The organism is Rhodococcus sp. GB-02 (assembly GCF_053470465.1).
Map to the genome: position 1 here is coordinate 301,765 of NZ_JBPUKE010000001.1, position 21,238 is coordinate 323,002.

Consider the following 21,238-nt stretch of genomic DNA (forward strand, 5'->3'; position numbering starts at 1 on the left):
AGGAACACACCATGTCGAACCTCGAAATCGTCACCGGAGCAGGACCTGTCGGATCCGCCGTCGCGCTACAGCTCGCCGAGCAGGGCATTAATGTCCGCCTCCTGACCAGGTCCGGCAGCGGACCGGAGCACCCGTTGATCGACCGCCGACGCGTCGACGTCTCGGATTCCGAGGCCCTGCGCGCAGTCAGCGAAGGCGCCACGGCGATCTACCACTGCATCCACGCCGCCTACAACGCAGCCGATTGGGAGCGGGAACTCCCGGCGGCCGAAAAGGTTGTGCTCGACGCGGCCGCATCCATCGGCGCCGTCGTGGTCTTCCCCGAAAGCCTCTACGCCTACAACTCCGACACCTTGATGACCGAATCCGATCCACGCAACGCCACCGGCGGCAAGCGTGGCGTGCGGACCGCACTGCTGCGTGCTCGCGAGGCTTCGGCAACACCTACCGTCAGCGTCGTCGCCTCGGACTTCTTCGGCCCCCGCGTCCGGACCGCCCACGCCGGCGAGCGCATGGTTCCGAAGGTCATGGCAGGTAAGAAGATTCGTGTCATCGGTTCCGCAGATCAGCCGCACTCCTTCACCTACATTCCCGATCTGGCAGCAGCGATGATCGCGGCAGCACACAACCCCGAACTCTGGAACTCCGTCATCCACGCACCCACCGGCCCCGCGCTCACTCAGCGCAAGATCGCCGAGGTCTTCGCCCGAGCCGCCGGAGCATCCCCCGCCAAGGTGGGCGTCCTGCCCGCCTGGGTGCTCGACGCCGTCGGCAAGATCAACACCGACAGCCGCGAACTCGCGGAGATGAGTTACCAGTTCACCAAGCCGTTTGTCATGGACTCGAGTGCCAGTGAAGTGCTCCTCGGACTCTCACCGACACCGCTCGATCAGGCCGCCGAGGAGACCGTCGCGTGGTGGCGCGCGGAACAGGCTCGCACCGCTGCTGCCTGAACCTGCAGTCAGCCTTGACGCAAGAACGGAACGGGTGTTCACTTCTTCGCATGGCCTATCGCCGCACTCCGGCAGTACAGGAAAGATTGGACGCCCAACGCGCCCGACTGCTCGAGGCCGCCACGACGGCAGTGGCAACTCACGGCTATGCGGGGTGTTCCATCGCCGCGGTGGCCAAGAACGCCGGCGTCGGCACCGGGACGCTGTATCGACATTTCGACGGCAAGGGCGAACTGTTCGCCGAAGTGTTCCAATCTGTCTGCAGCCGTGAGGTATCCGCAGCCCGGGACGCCGGAGACAGCGCCCGACATCTGGAAGGCAACCACCGCTCCGCCGTATCAGCGTCGGTTCGTACCTTCGCCGAACGTGCCATGCGCGCACCGGTTCTCGCCTATGCCCTGCTGGTGGAACCGGTGGATCCACTCGTCGACGAACAGCGCCTCATGTTTCGTGAATCGTTCCGCGATTGCCTGGCCACCGCAATTCGCTCGGCAGTCGACACCGGTGAGATACCGCCACAGGACGCCACTCTGACGGCAGCGTGCATCGTCGGGGCAATCGGCGAGGCCCTGATCCTTCCGCTTCGCGGCGGCACCACCGATCCCGCCACGATCGACGCCATTCTCGCCTTCACCCTTCGATCGTTAGGGAGCTTCGATGACACCCACGCATGAGGTCACTAATCAGGTTCCGCCCCTGATCGATTACGACGCAGCCGAATACGCGCCGATTCTCGAGGCACTGCACCGCGAGGGAGCTTCGGACGCGCTCGAAGAGGTTCATCGCGTCGGGGTCCGCGCCGGAAGCGCGCAAGCCCAGGAGTGGGGCGATCTGGCCGAGGAGCACCCGCCCGTCCTACGAACCCACGACCGCTACGGCAACCGTATCGACGAGGTCCGCTACGACCCCGCCTATCACCAACTCATGAGCACCGCAGTGGAATTGGGACTGCACGGCGCTCCGTGGGTGGACCCGAATCCACATGCACACCTCGTCCGCGCCGCGAAGATGGCCGTGTGGGGTCAAACCGACGCCGGTCACGGCTGCCCCATCTCCATGACGTACGCCGTGATCCCCGCGCTGCGGCACAACACGGATCTGGCCGCGCAGTACGAACCCCTCCTGACCACGCGGCACTACGATCCGGCGCTGAAAGCTCCCCTCACCAAACCCGGATTGATCGCCGGTATGTCGATGACGGAAAAGCAGGGCGGTTCGGATGTTCGTGCCGGAACCACAAGGGCAGTGCCACAATCCGACGGCAGCTACCTGCTGACGGGCCACAAGTGGTTCACCTCCGCGCCGATGTCGGACGTGTTCCTCGTCCTCGCCCAGGCACCGGGTGGCCTGTCGTGCTTCTTTCTTCCGCGGGTCCTGCCGGACGGCTCGCTCAACAACATGTACCTACAGCGCCTGAAGGACAAGTTGGGGAATCATTCCAACGCGAGCAGCGAGGTCGAGTACCGCGACGCTTTCGCGTGGATGGTCGGCGAGGAAGGCCGGGGCGTGCGCACCATCATCGAGATGGTCAACATGACCAGGCTGGACTGCACGATCGGCACGGCCACCGGCATGCGCGTCGGCACTCTGCAGGCAGTTCACCACGCAACTCACCGAAGTGCGTTCGGCGCCAACCTGATAGACCAACCTTTGATGCGCAATGTTCTGGCTGATCTGGCGGTGGAATCGGAGGCGTCGACTACCGTCGCGATGTGGCTGGCCGCTCTGACCGACCGCGCAACCGCAGGCGATACCCACGCCACCGCACTACGACGCATTTCGTTGGCCGTGAGCAAGTACTTCGTCTGCAAGCGCGGACCGATCCACGCTGCCGAGGCACTCGAGTGTCTGGGCGGAAACGGATACGTGGAGGAATCCCGGATGCCGCGCCTCTATCGCGAGGCTCCGCTGCTCTCGGTGTGGGAGGGGTCGGGCAACGTCGCGGCGCTCGACACACTCCGGGCAATGGCGAAGCAACCCGAAACGCTGCAGGTGTTCTTCGACGAACTGAAAGAAGCGAGTGGCGTGGACGCCCGCTTCGATCAGGCCGTGCGGAATCTCGAAACGGCATTCGGCGATTTCGACGACATCGAATACCGGGCGCGAAAGATCGTCGGTGACATGGCACTCGCACTGCAAGCCTCGCTGCTGCTCCGCTACGGGCACCCCGCGGTGGCCGACGCGTTCTGTGCGAGTCGACTCGGAAGCGACTGGGGGAGCGTGTTCGGAACGCTGCCGAGGGGAATCGACATCGCGCCGATCCTCGAGCGGGCGACCGTCAAGATCGGCGCCTGACCCACCCACTACAGTTTCCGCTTATGAACCGAGCCTCGAACCGCCGCGAGGCCTGGCAGCGCGTGCTGCACACCCTGCGTGAATCACCCGGCCTCGGAAGGCTGGCGCTCGTCCGCTTTTCCAGCCAGTTCGGCGACGGAATGTTCCAGGCCGCGCTCGGCGGCGCAATCCTCTTCAATCCGGAACGCGAAACCGATCCGGTGGCGATAGCGGCCGGCTTTGCCGTACTGCTCCTTCCCTATTCGGTGATCGGCCCCTTTGCCGGGGCTCTGCTGGATCGTTGGGACCGCCGCCTGGTGCTCCTGTGGGCGAGCGTGCTCCGCGGGCTCTTCATTCTGACCACCGCGGTGTTGTTGGTGGCCGGCGGCGGTGACACTCTGCTGTTGACGTGTGCGCTTGCTGCCATCGGAGTCAGCCGCTTCGTCGGGGCAGGGGTATCCGCAGCCCTGCCGAAGGTCGTCCGACAATCGTGGCTGGTGGCAACCAATTCCGTTCTCACAACGGCTGGTTCGGTGGTCGCTGCTCTGGGCGCTTCGGCTGCGGTGGCGATCATCGGTGTGATCGGCGCCGGGGATCGAGCGTCGGGCGCAGCCGTGGCGATCGCAGCGCTGGGGTCGGTGATTGCTGCCCTCGCCGCGGCCAGGTTCACGGCCCGCTCGCTTGGTCCGGTGGCCGACGAGGTGGTCCGCGCCAGCGCCGTTCGTTCGGTAACAGCCGGACTGCGCACCGGTGCAACCGCTGCCTGGGAGGCGCCCGGCGTCACCACGGCAATGATCGGAATCGGCGCACACCGCATCTGCTTCGGCATCAACACCCTCATCATGGTGCTGGTCCTACGCGACACCTCGAACGGCTCCCAATTACCTGGAGGGATGGCCGGATTCGGCGTCGCCGTCGGTGCAACGGCCATCGGAATGCTGATCGCGGCCTTGATCACACCGTTTCTCATCCCGCGGATCGGGCGCTCGCGGACGATCACGTATGCCCTGGTGTGCGCGGTTCTCGTCCAGCTCGTCTTCGTGACCACCCTGACGCAAGGCTCGCTGCTGATCGCCGCATTCCTGCTCGGCATCGCCGGTCAGTCCGTGAAACTCAGCGGCGACGCGGCCATGCAGATCGACATCGACGACGACCGTCGTGGCCAGGTATTCGCCTTGCAGGACACCGTGTTCAACGTCGCGTTCATCGGTGCGATCGCGGCGGCGTCGACGGTGATCGCGCCCGACGGCAAGAGCGTCGGTCTTGCCCTTGCCGGCGCGGGCGTCTACGCCGCGGGGTTGTCGGCGGTACTGATCAACCGCAAGAAACGGGAAACCAGCCCTACTGGGTAGCCCACCACTTCAGCAGTTCGGCTTCGGCCTCGTCCCGTTCGAGCGGCCCGCGATCCAGACGTAGTTCCTTGAGGAACGTCCATGCCTTGCCCACCTGCGGGCCGGCCGGGATGCCGAGCAGTTCCATGATGGCGTTGCCATCGAGATCCGGACGCACTCGCGCGAGGTCTTCCTGCTCCGCGATGCGCGCGATCCGCTCTTCGATGTCGTCGTACGTGGCCTGCAACTGCGCGGCGCGGCGCTTGTTGCGCGTGGTGCAGTCGGCCCGGACGAGCTTGTGCAGTCGGGGGAGCAACTCGCCCGCGTCGGTGACGTACCGCCGCACCGCCGAATCGGTCCACTGCCCCTTGCCGTAACCGTGAAAACGCAAGTGCAGGAACACGAGCTGCGAAACGTCGTCGACCATCTGCTTCGAGAACTTCAAGGCCCGCATGCGCTTGCGCACCAGCTTGGCACCGACCACCTCGTGGTGGTGGAAGCTGACGCCGCCGCCCGGCTCGTTACGCTTGGTGTCCGGCTTCCCGATGTCGTGGAGCAGTGCAGCCCAACGCAATACGAGGTCGGGATCGCCTTCTTCGAGGTCGATCGCCTGCTGGAGCACGGTGAGAGAGTGCTGGTAGACGTCCTTGTGCTGGTGATGCTCGTCGATCTCGAGCTTCATCTGCGGAACCTCGGGCAGCACGTACGCGGCCAGCCCGGAGTCGACCATCATGTTGATGCCGTCCACCGGGTACATGCCCAGCATCAGTTTGTTCAGCTCCACCTGCACACGCTCGGCGGTGATCCGCTCGATCTGCGACGCCATCTCCTTGATGGCCTCGAAAACGCGATTGTTCAACGTGAAACCAAGCTGCGAGACGAACCGGGCCGCGCGCAGCATCCGCAGCGGATCGTCGTTGAACGAGTTCTCCGGCGCCGACGGCGTATCGAGCTCTCCGGCCAGCAGGGCGTCCATGCCATTCAGTGGATCGACAAAAGTGTAGGTCCCGTCCGCGCCGATCTTCATCGCCATCGCGTTGACGGTGAAATCGCGGCGCACCAGATCGTCGGCCAACGTCGTGCCGTACTCGACTATCGGATTACGTGAGACGCGGTCGTAAGCGTCGGCCCGGAAGGTCGTGATCTCGATCTCCTGGCCGTGCTTGATGGCGCTGATGGTCCCGAACTCGATGCCGGTGTCCCACTGCTTGTCCACCCAGCCCTTGAGCAGAGCCTGAACCTTCTCCGGCCTGGCGTCCGTCGTGAAGTCCAGATCTCCACTGAAGCGGCCGAGGATCGCGTCGCGAACACTGCCACCCACCAGGAACAGCTCGTGACCGGCCGCAGCAAAACGCTCACCGAGCGGGTTCAACACGTCGGACAACGTGCCGAGCGTTGCAGTGGCGTCGGCAAGCAGTCGTAGGCGGCGATCAGCGTCGGAGATAGGGACAGTCACGTGAAAGGAGCTTACTTAAGGTGCGCAAATAGCAGAACGCGCATACGAACGCGATAGACCGCTTTGCGCGGGTTACCGGGCAACGCTGCAAGGCCAACTAGTATCGATGAGGTGTCTGGTGCCGAACGAACAAACAGGAGTCGCCGCAACCCGCGGCGTCGACCTGCCGTCGGCAACCCCGATAAACCTTTGATGCGAACCGTCCGTGAAACTTCTGCGGGCGGCTTGGTCGTCGATGGCTGGGGCGGACCTCCGGAACGCCTCTGCGCTGCACTGATCGGCCGAACCGACCGGCGCGGACGCCTACTCTGGTCGCTACCCAAGGGCCATATCGAGCAGGGTGAGACCGCCGAGCAGACCGCGATGCGTGAGGTCGAAGAAGAAACCGGTATCCAGGGAACCGTCCTGGCACCGCTGGGCAGCATCGACTACTGGTTCGTGACCGAGGGTCGACGTGTCCACAAGACCGTGCATCACTATCTCCTCCGCTTTCTCGGCGGTGAACTCTCCGACGAGGACATCGAGGTCACCGAAGTCGCCTGGGTGCCGCTGACGGAACTGCATTCGCGGCTTGCATACGCCGACGAGCGCAAACTCGCAGAACTCGCGTCGCAGATGATCGCAGAGATGCCGAGACCTGAAATACACCGACCTGAAATGCAGCGATCTGAGATTCTGCGAACACAGCACCCGAAGGAACCGGACGCCGGATGAGAATGGCTCTGCGGCGGGCCGGTGTGGCCGCTCTGGTGATGGCCGCTGTCGGTTTCGGGCCTGCAACGACGGCCGTCGCAGGTGCAGCACCGGCCAGCCAGCCCAGTGAGCGCGCCCCGGCGCGAAACACCAACGATGCCAAATTTCTGCAGCTGACCATCGACTCCACCGCACCGACCACTGTGACGACCACCAGTGACCGCAACGTCGTGGTCAAAGGCACGGTGAAGAATGTCGGTGACCGTCCCGTCGAGGACGTCGGAGTGAGGCTGCAACGCGCTCCCGCGATCGACTCCAGTTCGGACGTGCGCGCAGCACTCGATTTCGACCAGGCTGTTTTCGACACGGTCGGCGAATTCGACACCGTCGCCACCACCCTCGACACCGGCCAGTCCAAGCAGTTCACACTGACCCTGCCGCTCCGGAGCACAACCGGGTTGTCCCTCGACATCACCGAACCCGGCGTCTACCCGATGCTCGTCAACGTGAACGGCACCCCCGAGTACGGCGGTGCCGCCCGGCTCGACGACGCGCGCTTCCTGCTCCCCGTCCTCGGTGTTCCGGCCGCAGCCGAATCGAACGCCACAGCCGGAACGCCCAGTTCGTCGGCGACGGCCGTCGTTCCCCCCGACACATCCGCCCCGATCGGCGTCACGCTGATGTGGCCGCTGGCCGACGCTCCTCGACTCGTCGGCGGAATCCCGGGCGCGGTCAACGAGCCCGTACGCCTGATCGACGACGAACTTGCCACCGAACTTTCCGACGGCGGACGCCTGGACGCGTTGGTCGATGCGGTGGAGAACGCCACCAAACCCGAAAGCGATACCGATCGCCGCGTCACGGATGCGCTCTGCCTGGCAGTCGACCCGGATCTTCTGATCACCGTCGAGAACATGACTCGCGGATACCTCGTGGCCGACAACTCGTCCGATCCCACCGGACCGTCGCACGACGGCCGCGGCAGCGACGCCGCCAACCAGTGGCTCGGCCGGGTGAAGACGCTCGCCTCCTCGATGTGCACGACGGCGGTTCCGTTCGCGCAGGCCGATCTCGCCGCGGTGACCTCGGTGGCCAATCCGGAACTGACGGCTACCGCGCTCGCACGCCCGGCAGACATCGTCGACAACATCCTCGGCGTGACTTCACTGCGAGATTTCGTCTGGCCCGATTCGGGTGTCCTCGACTCGGCCACCGCAGAGGTGCTGAGCGTGAATCCCACCACAGCGATGGTGGCTGACACCTCCGTCGACTCGGCAGCCCCGCAGCTGTCGTCGCGGATAACCGGCTCACTCGACGCGCTTGCCTTCGACACCTCGGCAGCCGCAGCCTTGGCCGCCACCGGCTCGGAACCGCAGGTCCCGTCGTACATCCCCGACGACACCGCGCCGACCATCGACATCGAATCGCGCAGCGCCCGGCGTCAGGACGCGCTGGGTGCGATGGCCTGGGCCGCGCTGACGCCGACGTCGCTGCCGCGCAATCAGATCTTCGCGCCGCCGCAACTGTGGACCGCAGACAGCAACGACGCCACCGCGGTGCTCTCGATGCTCGCGACCCTCATCCGGTCCGGGCTCGCCTCACCTCAGGCCCTACCTGCACTGCTCGGCCGACAACCGGGCGCGACGGACGCCGCCACTCTCGACTACCCGGACCGGGCTACCCAGGACGGTCCGCAGACGTCAGTCGTCGAGACCGCAACCACCCAACTTCCGCGTATCGACGGGCTCGAAGCATCGCTCGTGGACGATCCGGCGGCTTCGCTCACCCCCCGGGGATTCACGGCGCCGCTCCGCGAAGATCTACTCCGCTCGATGACCTTGGCTGATCGCCGCAACGTCGACTCCGCTTCGGTCAATCGGGCGGAGCGCGCTGCGACCATACGCGCCGACAACGTCACCGAAGCCGTCGACGGGATGTACCGGGCCGTCAGTGTGGTGTCGCCGGGCGGCGTCTACACACTCGCGTCGGGGCAGAGTCCGCTCCTGCTGGTGGCGCGCAACGAGCTACCCATCGCCATTAACGTCGACCTGCGTGTGGAAGCCCCACCCGAGATGCAGATCAGTGACATCGGTCCCAAACAGCTGCCGCCGCGAGGTAGCCGACAGTTGACTGTGCCCGCGGAAATGAACGATTCTCGCAAGCTGGAAGTCAACTTCTCGCTGACCACGACAGATGGCCGCCAATTGGGTACGCCGACCAGCGTGACCGTACGGTCGAATGCGTACGGTCGTCCCCTGGCCGCCGTGACGGCGACAGCGGGAGGGTTGCTGCTGTTCCTGGCAGGGCGACGGCTGTGGCATCGATTCAAGGGTCAGCCGGACCCAGCAGATGAAGGGTACGAACGCTCATGACCGGGAATCCACCCGAGGAGGGTCGCCGCTCGGCGATCACCCGCAAGAGTGCCACGACCCGCTCGCATCCTCGGATGCCACCGTGGGAGCGCGGCTACCCGATTCAGCCGGTCAACCCGGACGCACGTTTCGACGACGCACCCACCATGACCATCCCGGTGATCCGCGACTACCCCAGGTACCGCGAAGCCGAGATGGAATTCGCCGATCGGCAGACGACCAAGTCGGACGAGTTCGACACCGACGCCCATGTTCAGGTCGGGGAACGCAAGGAGACGAACTCTCGACTCCTCGCGGCGACGGGTTCCATCGCGATCGCGACGCTGACGAGCCGCATCACGGGATTCGCCAAGCAGTTGATGATCCTGATGGTCCTCGGCCCCGCCATCGCCAGTTCGTTCACCGTCGCCAGTCAGATCCCGAACATGATCGCGGAACTGGTTCTGGGCGCCGTGCTGACCGCGATCGTCGTTCCCGTGCTGGTTCGCGCCGAACGGGAGGACGCCGATCACGGCGAAGCATTTGTCCGACGCCTCTTCACGGCATCGCTCGTCCTACTGGGCATGGCCGCGCTGCTCGCGACCCTGGCAGCACCCGTACTCACCAAATACGTCTTCCTGTCCGAAGACGGCAAGGTCAGCACCGACCTGACCACGGCGCTGTCGTATCTGCTTCTGCCGGCGATCCTGTTCTACGGGCTGTCGGCACTGTTCACAGCGTTTCTGAACACCAGGCAGATCTTCAAGCCCGGAGCCTGGGCTCCCGTACTCAACAATGTCGTCGTCCTCGTGGTGCTCGTGGTCTATCGCTTCACTCCCGGTGAGATCTCGCTTGATCCGGTCTCGATGGGCGATGCAAAACTGCTCACCCTCGGTATCGGCATCACCATCGGCGTCATCGTGCAGGCCGCCAGCCTGATCCCCGCGCTTCGCCGCGAGAAGATCTCGCTCAAGCCGCTGTGGGGCCTCGACGACCGCCTGCGCCAGTTCGGCGGCATGGCCGTCGCCATCGTCTTGTACGTCCTGATCAGCCAGATGGGCATGATCTTCGCGACCAAGATTTCCTCACATGCCGACGAAGCCGGCCCTGCCATCTACAGCCAGGCCTGGTTGCTCCTGCAGCTCCCGTACGGCGTGCTCGGAGTGACGGTTCTGACCGCGATCATGCCGCGCCTGAGCCGCAACGCTGCGGCCGACGACACCCCGGCCGTCGTGGACGATCTGTCGGTCGCGACGCGTCTGACCATGATCACGCTGGTTCCGATCATCATGTTCCTGACCTTCATGGGTCCGCAGGTCGGTGAAGCGCTCTACGGTTACGGCCGCTTCGGACCCGAACAGGCCGAACGACTCGGCACCGCCGTGAGCTGGTCGGCATTCACGTTGATTCCGTACGCGCTGGTCCTGATCCAACTTCGTGTGTTCTACGCCCGCGAACAGGCCTGGACGCCGACGTGGATCGTTCTCGGCATCACTGCAGTGAAGATCGCTTTCTCGGCGCTGGCTCCGGTCTTCGCCTCCAACAGCGATCAGGTCGTGATCCTGCTCGGTGCGGCTAACGGCCTCGGCTACATCACCGGCGCCGTCATCGGCGGATACCTCCTGCACCGCAGCCTCGGAAATCTGCAGATGGCCAACGTGGGCAAGACGGTCTGGTCCGTAGTACTCGCCTCGCTGGCAGGTTCGCTGACCATGCTCGCGGTCGACCGAGTCCTCGGATTCGATCAACTCACCGAGCGTTTCGGCGGACCTGGCTCGATGGTTCGCGTCGCCGTCGGCGGCATACTGATGCTCGCGATCACCTTCACGATTCTCTACTTCAAGAAGGTTCCGGAGGTTCTGTCGGTAACGGTTGCGGTCTCCCGCAAGATTCGTTCACTGACAGGTCGCGCCGAACCGGATACACGTAACAACACCGACGACGACGTCACCGAGCTGATTCCTGCAATCAGAACGAAATCAAACGAGCAAGAACGACCGGGTGCGCTCCCGTACCCTGGTCATGGGCGTACAGGATCGCAACCCGCGCGTATTCGGGGACGGGCTATCGATGGAGAAGGAGCGAGGGTGAGCGACGACAACGTTTCCGGCAACAAGAGTGCCGGGACTTCTGCCGTGAAAGCGTCCGAACAGAAGTCAACGGCATCGTCGGGCACACCTGCATCCACGAGTTCCTCCGCATCTGCCGGCCAGAAGCCGCAGCAGGGTCAGAAGCCACAGCAGTCTGCCCAGCGGCCGGTTCAGAAGCCACAGCAGCCGGTGCAGAAGGCCGCTCCGCCGGTGCCTCCGGTCAGTGTGTCGAATACACCTTCGGCGCCCGTCTCTAAGACACCTTCAGCACCTGTGTCGAAGACACCCACACCGAAGACGCCTGCTCCGGACAAGAAGGCACCCGAATCTCAGAAGGCGGCTGCCGCTCGGACATCATCGCCCGCTGCGCCTCGCACCGCTGCCGCCGGATCCGCATCGCGACCGGCACAGCGACCGATGCCCCGTGGACCCAAGCTCATCCCCGGCGCTTCTGTGGCCGGCGGACGCTACCGTCTGCTCGCTCCGCACGGCGGAACCCGCGGACTGCAGTTCTGGGAAGCTCTCGACGTCAAGCTCGATCGTGAAGTAGCCCTGACGTTCGTCGACGCCGATCAGCGCGGCGACGACGACAGCCAGTCCGGACCGCAGGCAGTTCTCTCGCGCACCCTGCGCCTGGGACGAATCAACTCGCCCGGTCTGGCTCGCGTCCTCGACGTCGTCCGCGGAAGCTCGGGCGGCATCGTCGTCGCCGAATGGACTCCCGGCCGCTCGCTGCGTGAAATGGCCGAGACCACGCCGTCACCGATCGGTGCCGCGCGCGCCATCCGCGCCCTCGCGGCCGCTGCCGAAGCTGCTCACCGCACCGGCGGTGCGCTGTCCATCGATCACCCTGACCGCGTCCGCATCAGTATCAACGGTGACGCCGTACTGGCGTTCCCGGCGACGCTTGCCGACGCCGATTCCACCAGCGACGTCCGCGGCCTCGGCGCCATGCTGTACTCGCTCATCACGGCGCGCTGGCCGCTCGCCGAGCCGTCCGCCGGTCCAGTCGGTGGTCTGCTTCCCGCCGGCCGCGGCGCCGACGGCAACATCGTCGAACCTCGGGTCGTCCGTCCGGAGGTCCCGTTCGACATCTCGGCCGTTGCGGTTCGAGCTTTGCAGTCGGAGAGTGGAATCCGCACTGCTGCCACCGTGCAGCACATCCTCGATCAGGCGTCCGTCGTCAACGACAAGACGGAAATGATTCCGGCACTTCGTCTCGGCCACCGCGAACAGGGAGCGTCGGGTCATGCGCTGAACGACCCGGAAGCCATCGAGGCCGAGAAGAAGAAGTCGACGCGAATGCTCGCGGCACTGACGGCGCTCGGCGTCTTCACCGTGATCGTCTTGATTCTCCTTGTGGTGTGGGTTGCGAGCTTCCTTTCGGGCGGCAGTAGCGACACCCCTCTCAGCGAGCAGAGTTTCGGATTGACCACCGAAGCCACTGCGCCCGAGAACAATTCACCCGCGCCCGCACCGGCGGCGGCAACCGTACCGGTAGCCGCCTCGGCCGTAACGGTGTTCTCACCCCAGGGCACGCCGGATCAGCCGGCAACGGCGAAGAACGCCATCGACGGCAATCCAGCCACCGCATGGTCGTCGGACTCGTACTTCCAGCCCTTCCCGTCACTGAAGAACGGCGTCGGCCTGATGGTGACGCTCGCCGATGCGGCCAACCTGAAGAACATTGCGATCACGTCTGATTCGCCCGGAACCGTCGTTGAAATCCGTTCTGCCCCTTCTGCGAATACTTCGCTGGATCAGACCAAGGAAATCGGATCCGGTGTACTGAAGAACGGTGTGACCGACATTCCGCTCTCGTCGGACGGCTCGGGTCAGTATGTCCTGGTTTGGATTACGCAGCTCAGCACCGAATCCGGACAAAACCAGACATCCATCTCGGAGATTGCATTCACTGCTGCAAAGTGATCGCCCTTAGCCCTTCTGAAACCTACCGACTGGGCTAATATCCGCCCGTGCACAGTTATCGGGGGGGCACCGGGGGCGGAGCCGGAAAATTCGAATCCAGGAGTTTCGAGAACACAAATCTCGAGACGACGGATTTCGAATTGTTGACTGCTCATGTGGCGGGCGATCGGCATGCGTTCCGTGAACTTCTGACCCGACATCAGGATCATCTATGGCACGTTGCCCGGCGTACGAGCTACTCGGACGAGGACGCGGCAGACGCGCTCCAGGAAGGTCTGCTGTCCGCGCATCGCAAGGCCGCGAAATTCCGCGGCGACGCGGCGGTGCGAAGCTGGCTCCACACCATCGTGGTCAATGCCTGCCTTGACCGGATCCGACGCAACAAATCACGGGCCGCGTTCTCTCTGTCTTCCGAGAATGCGGAGGAACCTCGAGATCACCGCGATTACGCGGCGGGAGTGGACATGAGCCTGACCGTCGAACAGGCACTGGCATCGCTGCCCCCTGAGCAGCGTGCTGCCGTCGTCGCCGTCGATGTCGAGGGGTATCCGGTAGCCGAGGCCGCCGAGAGATTGGGAGTGCCCGTAGGGACCGTGAAGAGTCGCTGCGCCCGCGCCCGAAAGCGCCTCGCCGCCCAGTTGGAGGACTTTCGCGAAGGCGGGAACCATTCGTGAACCGGCCGCGTCCTATCTTGTAAGCGTCCACACCGACTGCCGAGGGAGCGTTCATGACAGATCCGTCTGTTCGCGTTCCGTCTCCTCCGTTTCCGGAAGACCTCTTGGCGGATCTTCACGCCGGGGTTCTCGATCCCGAAACCAGTGCATCTCTGTGGCCACTGGTACACGCCGACCCCGCCGCCCATGCGTTTGTCACCACTCTCGACGGCATCACAGCATCACTTGCGGCACTGAACTCGAGTGAGGCCTCTCGCGATCGGATTCCGAATTCGCTTACCGAGCGGATCAATTCGGCACTCGATATTCAGTCCAGCCACGTCGAGCCGCCTCCAGAGACAACAGTCGTGCCGTTCCGGCGCCACCCACAAGCGTGGGTTCTCGGTGCCGCAGCGGCCGTAGCGGCGGCTTTCGTGATCGTTGTGATCGGAACCCGAGATTCCGGACCTCCCGAAAGCGTTGTCGCTCAACCGAGCACACCGGCGACGTCTGCTGTCGACGATCCGGATTCGGCGTCGCTGCTATCACTCATCGGATCCAGAGACCTTGGACCACTCGATGATCCGTCCAAACTAACCGGCTGCCTACGCGCCAACGGCATCGACGAGGGCAGCCCCTTGCTCGGATCGGGTGAGGTACGCATCAACGGGGCACCGGCGATAGTCCTACTCTTCACGGGATCGCAACCGCGTCAGATCACTGCTCTCACTGTCGGCACAGACTGCAGCGCCGATGATCCGAATACGTTGTCGGTCAAGAGCATCGGCTGACGTCGACGGTCAGCGCGGCGTTGCCGCCGGTAGCAGGAGTTCGAGAATTCTCCCGCGCAATGCATCCGTATCGTCTTCTACCGCTATCAGACTCGAGAACATCGCTGCTCCGGCCGCCAGAACCAGCACCGCCTTGGCGTCGAGCAGCGCCGATTCGGGATCTTCGGCGTTCTGAAGGAAGAGTTGTGTACTCGGCCCACTGAACCCGCGCCACAATTCGTTGCGCAGGTCATCATGGTCTCGCAGCGCCGCCAGCAGTCCCGGCGACGCGGCGCGAACCTCGGGCCGCGAGAAGAGTTGGGCACTTCCCTCCACCACCCAACGGATCCAGCCGTCGCGATCGGTGCCCTCGAACGGTGTCAGATCCGGTGTTGCGCCCAGGATCGATCCGAGCACGAGGTGCGCCTTCGACGGCCATCGCCGCGCCATCGAGGCCCTGCTGACCCCCGCTCGGGCCGCGATCGCGCGGAGGCTGAGTTGCTCCCAACCGACCTCGAGGAGCATCGCTCGGGTGACCTCGAGAACTGTGTCGTCGATGCGTGGGTCTCGTGGGCGACCTGATCCTGTGGCATTCATCGTGTCGAATTGTCGGACAGATTGGGAGAAGGCGCTATATCGTCATATATACGAGTCCACTGGCATCGTAATGATCAGGCCGTCGCAGGAAGCAGAAAATGACCACAGTGCCCACACCGTCAATATTCGAACCCGCACGTCTCGGCCCTCTGACCTTGCGCAACCGCATCGTCAAAGCTGCCACTTTCGAGGGTGTCATGCCCAGGGGAGCAGTCTCCGACGATCTGATCAACTTCCACGCCGAAGTGGCCCGCGGCGGAGCCGCGATGACCACCGTCGCCTACTGCGCCGTCTCACCGGGTGGACGAGTCCACCGCGACACCCTTGTCATGGACGAGCGCGCACTACCTGGGCTGCGCAGACTGACCGATACCGTCCACGCCGAAGGCGCACTGGTCGCGGCGCAGATCGGCCACGCGGGACTGGTCGCCAACACGCTCTCCAACAAGACGAAGACTCTGGCGCCGTCGACCCGGCTGAGCCCACCGGCAATGGGCCTCGTCAAAGGCGCGACACTTGCCGAACTCGACGGTGTTGTCGCCGACTTCGAACGGACCGCCCGCGTCGCGGTGGACGCGGGATTCGACGCCATCGAGGTCCATCTCGGTCACAACTACCTACTCAGTTCGTTCATGAGCCCCAACTTGAACAAACGCCACGATCGATACGGCGGCAGCGTCGCCAAGCGCGCCGAGTATCCGCGTCGAGTCATCGAAGCGGTGCGACGAGCTGCTGGACCCACCGTGGCGGTCACCGCGAAATTCAACATGTCCGACGGGGTTCCGAAGGGTCTGTGGCTCGACCAGAGCCTGCCGATCGCACAGATCCTCGAAGACGACGGGCATCTTGACGCGATGCAATTGACCGGTGGCAGTTCACTTCTCAACGGAATGTACTTCTTCCGCGGTGAGGTCCCACTCGCAGAATTTGTTGCTTCCCAACCCAAGCTCGTCGGGTACGGGCTCAAGTTCTACGGCCCCAAACTCTTTCCGACGTACCCGTTCGAAGAAGGCTTCTTCCTTCCCTTCGCCCGCCAGTTCCGGCAGGCGCTGAAGATGCCGCTGATCCTGCTCGGCGGAATCAATCGCGTCGACACCGTCAACCACGCGCTGGATGAAGGGTTCGAGTTCGTCGCTATGGCGCGCGCACTGCTCAGGGACCCGCAACTGGTCAATAAATTTCAGGCCGAGAGCGCCGTCGAGGGTCTGTGTATTCACTGCAACAAGTGCATGCCCACCATCTACACCGGCACGCGCTGCGTGGTTCGGGACGCACTGGTGGTTCGGGAAGTACGCCCTGCGCTGTGAACCCCTGATTCTGAGCTGCGGACTGTGAGCTGCGGACTGTGAGCCACTTTCCAGCCGGGTGCGGGAACAACACCCCTTATTCTGGTGTTGATCGGTACGGCTCTCCAAGAAGCGGAGGGTCTGCACTCACTATTGGAAGGCTCGCATGACCACCCAGCTGGAAAACACGCCCGCGGTCCATGACGTCATCATTGTCGGTTCCGGACCGGCCGGTTACACCGCTGGTGTCTACACCGCGCGCGCTGAGCTTCAGCCCGTGCTCTTCGAGGGAACCCAGTTCGGTGGCGCCCTCATGACCACCACCGAGGTCGAGAACTTCCCCGGTTTCCGTGAGGGCATCATGGGCCCCGATCTGATGGAACAGATGCGTGAGCAGGCACTGCGCTTCGACACCGACATCCGCACCGAGGACGTCGAGGAAATCGATCTGAGCGGCCCGATCAAGACGGTCGTCGCGAACGGCGAAACCTACGCCGCGCACGCGATCATCCTCGCGATGGGCGCGGCAGCGCGTTACCTGGGGATCCCCGGTGAAGAGCGTCTCCTCGGCCGCGGTGTCAGCGCCTGCGCCACCTGCGACGGGTTCTTCTTCCGCGACCAGGACATCGTCGTGGTCGGCGGCGGCGACTCCGCGATGGAAGAAGCGACCTTCCTGACCCGTTTCGCTCGCTCAGTCACCCTGGTGCACCGCCGCGAGGAGTTCCGCGCCTCACGCATCATGCTCGAGCGCGCCAAGGCCAACGAGAAGATCCGCTTTCTGACCAATGCGGAGCCCGTCGAGGTGCTCGGTGAGAACAGTGTCACCGGGCTCGTCGTGCGCGACACCGTCACCGGTGAAACCTCCACCCTCGAGATCACCGGCATGTTCGTCGCCATCGGCCACGACCCGCGCAGTGAGCTCGTCAAGGGCCAGGTAGACCTCGACGACGCCGGCTACGTCCGCGTCGCACCCGGTTCTACCGCGACCTCCGTCGACGGCGTCTTCGCCGCCGGTGACCTGGTCGACCACACGTACCGTCAGGCGATCACCGCTGCCGGCACCGGATGCTCCGCAGCAATCGACGCCGAACGCTGGCTGGCCGACCGCGGCGACATCACCGCCAACACGCTCGACGCAGCCGGCCACACGGTCGACGTCGTCGGCGCTCCCTGATTCATCAAGCTGTCGTACCCAACCCTCGAGGAGTAACAGTGTCGAATACCGTCACCATCACCGACGATTCCTTCAAGCAGGACGTCCTGGGCAGCGACAAGCCCGTTCTGGTCGATTTCTGGGCAACCTGGTGCGGCCCGTGCAAGATGGTCGCCCCGGTCCTCGAGGAGATCGCCGGCGAGAACAGCGAAAAGCTGACCGTCGCGAAGCTCGACATCGACGCCAACCCGGCGGCCGCCCGCGATTTCCAGGTCATGTCGATCCCGACGATGATCCTGTTCAAAGACGGCAAGCCGATCAAGACGATCGTCGGCGCCAAGGGCAAGGCTGCACTGCTCAAGGACCTCGCAGACGTTCTCTGACGGCTGGTTGAGCATCGTGGATTCTCGCAATCCACAGAATTTCTGAGATAATCGATCGATGTGCCTGATCGGGTCTACGACCAGGCACATCGATCGAATTCGTTAACCGATCCGAGAGGCTTTCACGCATGCACAGACTCCGACGCGGCGATCACGGCCCGGCCGTCGCCGAGATTCGGGGCACATTGACGAAGCTGGGATACCTCCATCACGGAACTTCCGGCATTCGACGTGAAAGCGCCGACGGTGCCCACTGGGTTGCACCCGACGCCATCTTCGATCATCAACTCGACAGCGCCGTTCGCGCCTTCCAGCAGCAGCGTGGGCTCCTTGTCGACGGCATTGTGGGGCCGGCAACGTATCGCTCACTTCGTGAGGCCTCGTACCGCCTGGGTGCCCGTACGTTGATCTACCAGCTGTCAGCGCCGCTGTACGGCGACGACGTCGCAGCTCTGCAGGCAAAATTGCAGGACCTTGGCTTCTACGCGGGCCGGGTCGACGGGTTCTTCGGTCCGCAGACCCACGAGTCTCTCTCGTCTTTCCAGCGTGAAATCGGTATCGCCGCCGACGGTATCTGCGGTCCGCAGACACTGCGTTCGCTGGAACTGTTGGGAACCCGCGTCACCGGTGGTTCCCCGCACGCAATCAGCGAACAGGAATTGGTGAGGCGCAAAGGCCCGCAGCTGGGCGGCAAGCGCATCGTCATCGATCCAGGCCTCGGCGGGCCGTCCACCGGCACCATCGTCAACGGCATCTCCGAAGCCGACATCCTCTGGGATCTGGCCATGCGCCTCGAGGGACGGATGGCGGCAACCGGGATGGAAACTTTCCTCTCCCGCCCGCACAACGCCGATCCGACCGAGGCCGAGCGCGCACTGACGTCCAACGCATTCGACGCCGATCTGATGATCTCCTTGCGTTGCGACAGCAATTCGAGCCCGTCGGCAAACGGTGTCGCGAGCTTCCACTTCGGTAACTCGCACGGTTCGGTCTCGATGATCGGGCAGGTGTTGACCGGTTTCGTTCAGCGCGAGATTGTTGCGCGAACTCCGTTGCGGGACTGCAGAACTCACGGTCGGACGTGGGAGTTGTTGCGCCTGACCAACATGCCGACAGTGCAGATCGATCTCGGCTACCTGTCCAACGCGTCCGACGTTGCGGTACTGACGAATCCGCGGATGCGTGACACAATCGCCGAAGCCATTTTGATCTCGGTCAAGCGGCTGTACCTGTTGGGTCAAGACGATCAGCCGACCGGCACCTTCACCTTCGCCGAGCTTCTCGCAGAGGAACTTTCGGTAGCCGACCGCATTTCGTAGGTCCTGCGGTCGGCACCTGCTCACACTCTGGCGAGCTCGCTGATCTCCACCATCTCGAGAGCTGCGGCCTTCAGTAGACGGTCGAGGGCTTCTTCGACGTCGACTTTCCATTCGTGGTCTCGATCGAGTTCGAGACGGAGCCGCGGATAGCGATGGTGTGGAGCCACGACCTCGAAACCGTAGTCCTCGAGGAACTCGGCACTGATCATGCATTCTGCGGGTGAACATTCCAGAGCAGCGGTTGCGCTGGCCACGTCGGACGCGGGTCCCGGGCCGTCGCTGCGGATACCGAACGCCTCCAGCGCACGAACTCCGCGTCGAACCAGATCTGTCACGACAGCGGCCAGCAGGCTCGGCCCAAGTTCTTCTTCTATCCCCGAAGGCTCGAGACGAAGGCTTGTCAGGAGCACTGCGTCCGAACTGACCGGGCTGGTGGGAAACAGTTGCGCGCGCGGGATCATGCGGGGAGGGGCGTACAACGCACTGCCGAGCGGCTTTCCGTCGCGGACGGCGACCTGTCCGCACGAACCCCACTCGAGCATGACCATCGACAGCCAGGCTTCCTTCTCGAATTCCTGATCACAGAATCCTCGGGCGTCATGAAGCGCGCCCGGGTCCATCTCCCAGAACACGCAACGACGCGCATGGGCGGAAAGCTGATCGAGGCTGTCGAGTGTGAGAGAGGTGATGACGTGAGTCGACACTGACTAACTCACTCTCCGTAGGTCCCCGAAGCGGTTTTGATGCTCGCCCGCCGCTTTTCTCTTCTCCAGGATAGGCCAGCTACGACAAGTCGGCAGCGGCACGAGAGTTGATCGCCCTAATATATTGCTGTTCAACATCTTTCGTCCCGGTTCAAGATTTCGAGAAGCTCGGACCACCTAGATTTGTCACAGTGACGAAAATAGGTGGTGTGCCCGGTCATCGTCATTACGTCACCAACCGGGATTCCGACTTCACTACGTGGATTTCTGCGCTTCCATCATTCCGACGATGCGTTGCAAGTCGTCGACCGAGCCGAATTCGACCACAATCTTCCCCTTCCGCTTGCCCAGACTGACAGTCACCCGGGTGTCGAACGAGTCTGACAACCGCTCGGCCACATCCTGCAGACCCGGCATCACGATCGGCTTCCGCTTCTGTGGGGGAGCGATCTCATTATCCGCCCGGTTGGCGAGAGTGACTGCTTCCTCCGTCGCGCGAACCGACATTCCTTCCGCGACGATGCGCGCCGCCATGACTTCCTGAGCGTCGGCACCCGCCTCGAGGGACAGTAGTGCGCGAGCATGGCCGGCCGAAAGTACACCGGCCGCAACGCGGCGCTGGACCGCCACCGGCAGCTTCAGCAGACGAATCATGTTGGTCACGACGGGACGCGAACGTCCGATCCGATGGGCCAATTCTTCGTGAGTTACTTCGAACTCCTCGAGCAACTGCTGATACGCTGCTGCCTCCTCTAGGGGGTTCAACTGCACTCGATGGATGTTCTCGAGGAGCGCGTCGCGCAACATCGAGTCGTCATCGGTTTCACGAATGATCGCCGGAATCTTCTCCAGCCCGGCTTCCTGGCTCGCACGCCAGCGACGCTCACCCATGACAAGTTGGTACTTGTCACCGTGACGACGGACCACGATCGGCTGCATCAAGCCGAACTCGCGGATCGAGTGAACCAACTCCGCGAGTGCTTCCTCGTCGAAAACGCTGCGGGGCTGCTTCGGGTTCGTCTCGATCAGGCTCGGTTCGATCTCGAGATAGACCGCGCCGGTCGGCTCGAGTTCGGTCTCCGGCTCCGCTTCGACGGCGGCCTTGGCAGCCGCCGCCTTGGTGGCTTTCGGCGTTTTCGGTGCGGCCTTCGTCGGTGGGGGAGGGGAGGGGTTGCGCTTGTCGACGCCGATTACGACGTCCGCTGCAGCCGATCCCAGACCCGGCGCCGTGGCCGGCCCAGTGGGGATGAGAGCAGCCAAGCCGCGGCCCAATCCACCCTTGCGTGCTTGACTCAT

General features: G+C 63.9%; 17 protein-coding genes. 13 read left to right on the forward strand and 4 right to left on the reverse strand.

From position 1 onward, the window contains the following. The first annotated feature begins 11 nt into the window (after window positions 1-11). The 4 genes from ACSW29_RS01505 to ACSW29_RS01520 are packed head-to-tail and all read left to right on the forward strand — an operon-like array spanning window position 12 to window position 4,579. Window positions 12-953, forward strand: coding sequence for an NAD-dependent epimerase/dehydratase family protein (locus tag ACSW29_RS01505; RefSeq protein ID WP_448276193.1), 942 nt, complete (start codon window positions 12-14; stop codon window positions 951-953). A 50-nt stretch (window positions 954-1,003) separates the two neighbouring features. Then, entirely contained in the window at window positions 1,004-1,627 is a 624-nt protein-coding gene (locus tag ACSW29_RS01510; protein ID WP_230816213.1) for a TetR/AcrR family transcriptional regulator, read from the forward strand. After that, a complete protein-coding gene (locus tag ACSW29_RS01515; RefSeq protein ID WP_448276195.1) occupies window positions 1,611-3,248 on the forward strand; it encodes an acyl-CoA dehydrogenase family protein in 1,638 nt (545 codons plus the stop codon). Before ACSW29_RS01510 ends, ACSW29_RS01515 begins: the two co-directional genes overlap by 17 nt. Window positions 3,249-3,271: 23 nt before the next feature. After that, window positions 3,272-4,579 carry an MFS transporter gene (locus ACSW29_RS01520; RefSeq protein ID WP_298774803.1) on the forward strand — a complete coding sequence of 436 codons (1,308 nt, stop codon included), beginning with the start codon at window positions 3,272-3,274 and terminating at the stop codon, window positions 4,577-4,579. Here the strand turns inward: ACSW29_RS01520 and ACSW29_RS01525 are convergent. Beyond that, entirely contained in the window at window positions 4,569-6,014 is a 1,446-nt protein-coding gene (locus tag ACSW29_RS01525; RefSeq protein ID WP_448276197.1) for a CCA tRNA nucleotidyltransferase, read from the reverse strand. The genes ACSW29_RS01520 and ACSW29_RS01525 overlap by 11 nt on opposite strands. Before the next feature lie 192 nt (window positions 6,015-6,206). Here ACSW29_RS01525 and ACSW29_RS01530 point away from each other — a divergent pair, with 192 nt between their 5' ends. Genes ACSW29_RS01530 through ACSW29_RS01550 form a run of 5 tightly spaced genes read left to right on the forward strand, consistent with a single transcriptional unit; the run spans window position 6,207 to window position 14,521 of the window. Next, on the forward strand, window positions 6,207-6,728 hold the full coding sequence (locus ACSW29_RS01530) for an NUDIX hydrolase (protein ID WP_317827096.1): 522 nt from the start codon (window positions 6,207-6,209) through the stop codon (window positions 6,726-6,728). Continuing rightward, the gene (locus ACSW29_RS01535; protein WP_448276199.1) at window positions 6,725-9,079 is read left to right on the forward strand and encodes a DUF6049 family protein; all 2,355 of its coding nucleotides are present in this window, start codon (window positions 6,725-6,727) and stop codon (window positions 9,077-9,079) included. The genes ACSW29_RS01530 and ACSW29_RS01535 overlap by 4 nt, the downstream gene beginning before the upstream one ends. Further along, a complete protein-coding gene (locus ACSW29_RS01540) occupies window positions 9,076-13,077 on the forward strand; it encodes a lipid II flippase MurJ (protein ID WP_448276200.1) in 4,002 nt (1,333 codons plus the stop codon). The genes ACSW29_RS01535 and ACSW29_RS01540 overlap by 4 nt, the downstream gene beginning before the upstream one ends. A 47-nt stretch (window positions 13,078-13,124) precedes the next feature. After that, the gene (sigM, locus tag ACSW29_RS01545) at window positions 13,125-13,751 is read left to right on the forward strand and encodes an RNA polymerase sigma factor SigM (protein WP_378541191.1); all 627 of its coding nucleotides are present in this window, start codon (window positions 13,125-13,127) and stop codon (window positions 13,749-13,751) included. A gap of 53 nt (window positions 13,752-13,804) precedes the next feature. Then, the gene (locus tag ACSW29_RS01550) at window positions 13,805-14,521 is read left to right on the forward strand and encodes a hypothetical protein (protein WP_448276201.1); all 717 of its coding nucleotides are present in this window, start codon (window positions 13,805-13,807) and stop codon (window positions 14,519-14,521) included. A gap of 9 nt (window positions 14,522-14,530) precedes the next feature. Here ACSW29_RS01550 and ACSW29_RS01555 read toward each other — a convergent pair whose 3' ends face one another. Further along, window positions 14,531-15,097, reverse strand: a complete 567-nt coding sequence (locus tag ACSW29_RS01555; protein ID WP_230816205.1) for a helix-turn-helix domain-containing protein — start codon at window positions 15,095-15,097, stop codon at window positions 14,531-14,533. Between the two features lie 98 nt (window positions 15,098-15,195). Between ACSW29_RS01555 and nox the strand changes: the two genes are divergently transcribed. The 4 genes from nox to ACSW29_RS01575 all read left to right on the forward strand — a co-directional run bounded on the left by nox (window position 15,196) and on the right by ACSW29_RS01575 (window position 19,238). Continuing rightward, entirely contained in the window at window positions 15,196-16,404 is a 1,209-nt protein-coding gene (gene nox, locus ACSW29_RS01560; RefSeq protein ID WP_230816204.1) for an NADH:flavin oxidoreductase, read from the forward strand. Between the two features lie 145 nt (window positions 16,405-16,549). Continuing rightward, window positions 16,550-17,557, forward strand: coding sequence for a thioredoxin-disulfide reductase (gene trxB, locus ACSW29_RS01565; RefSeq protein ID WP_347872409.1), 1,008 nt, complete (start codon window positions 16,550-16,552; stop codon window positions 17,555-17,557). Window positions 17,558-17,595: 38 nt separating this feature from the next. Beyond that, window positions 17,596-17,919, forward strand: coding sequence for a thioredoxin (trxA, locus tag ACSW29_RS01570; RefSeq protein WP_003942530.1), 324 nt, complete (start codon window positions 17,596-17,598; stop codon window positions 17,917-17,919). Window positions 17,920-18,047: 128 nt separating this feature from the next. Continuing rightward, window positions 18,048-19,238: an N-acetylmuramoyl-L-alanine amidase gene (locus ACSW29_RS01575; RefSeq protein ID WP_317827101.1), complete on the forward strand. Its 1,191-nt coding sequence runs from the start codon at window positions 18,048-18,050 to the stop codon at window positions 19,236-19,238. 20 nt (window positions 19,239-19,258) lie between these two features. Here the strand turns inward: ACSW29_RS01575 and ACSW29_RS01580 are convergent, their stop codons facing one another. Further along, window positions 19,259-19,942 carry a GNAT family N-acetyltransferase gene (locus ACSW29_RS01580; protein WP_448276203.1) on the reverse strand — a complete coding sequence of 228 codons (684 nt, stop codon included), beginning with the start codon at window positions 19,940-19,942 and terminating at the stop codon, window positions 19,259-19,261. 255 nt (window positions 19,943-20,197) lie between these two features. Beyond that, window positions 20,198-21,238, reverse strand: coding sequence for a ParB/RepB/Spo0J family partition protein (locus ACSW29_RS01585; RefSeq protein WP_448276204.1), 1,041 nt, complete (start codon window positions 21,236-21,238; stop codon window positions 20,198-20,200).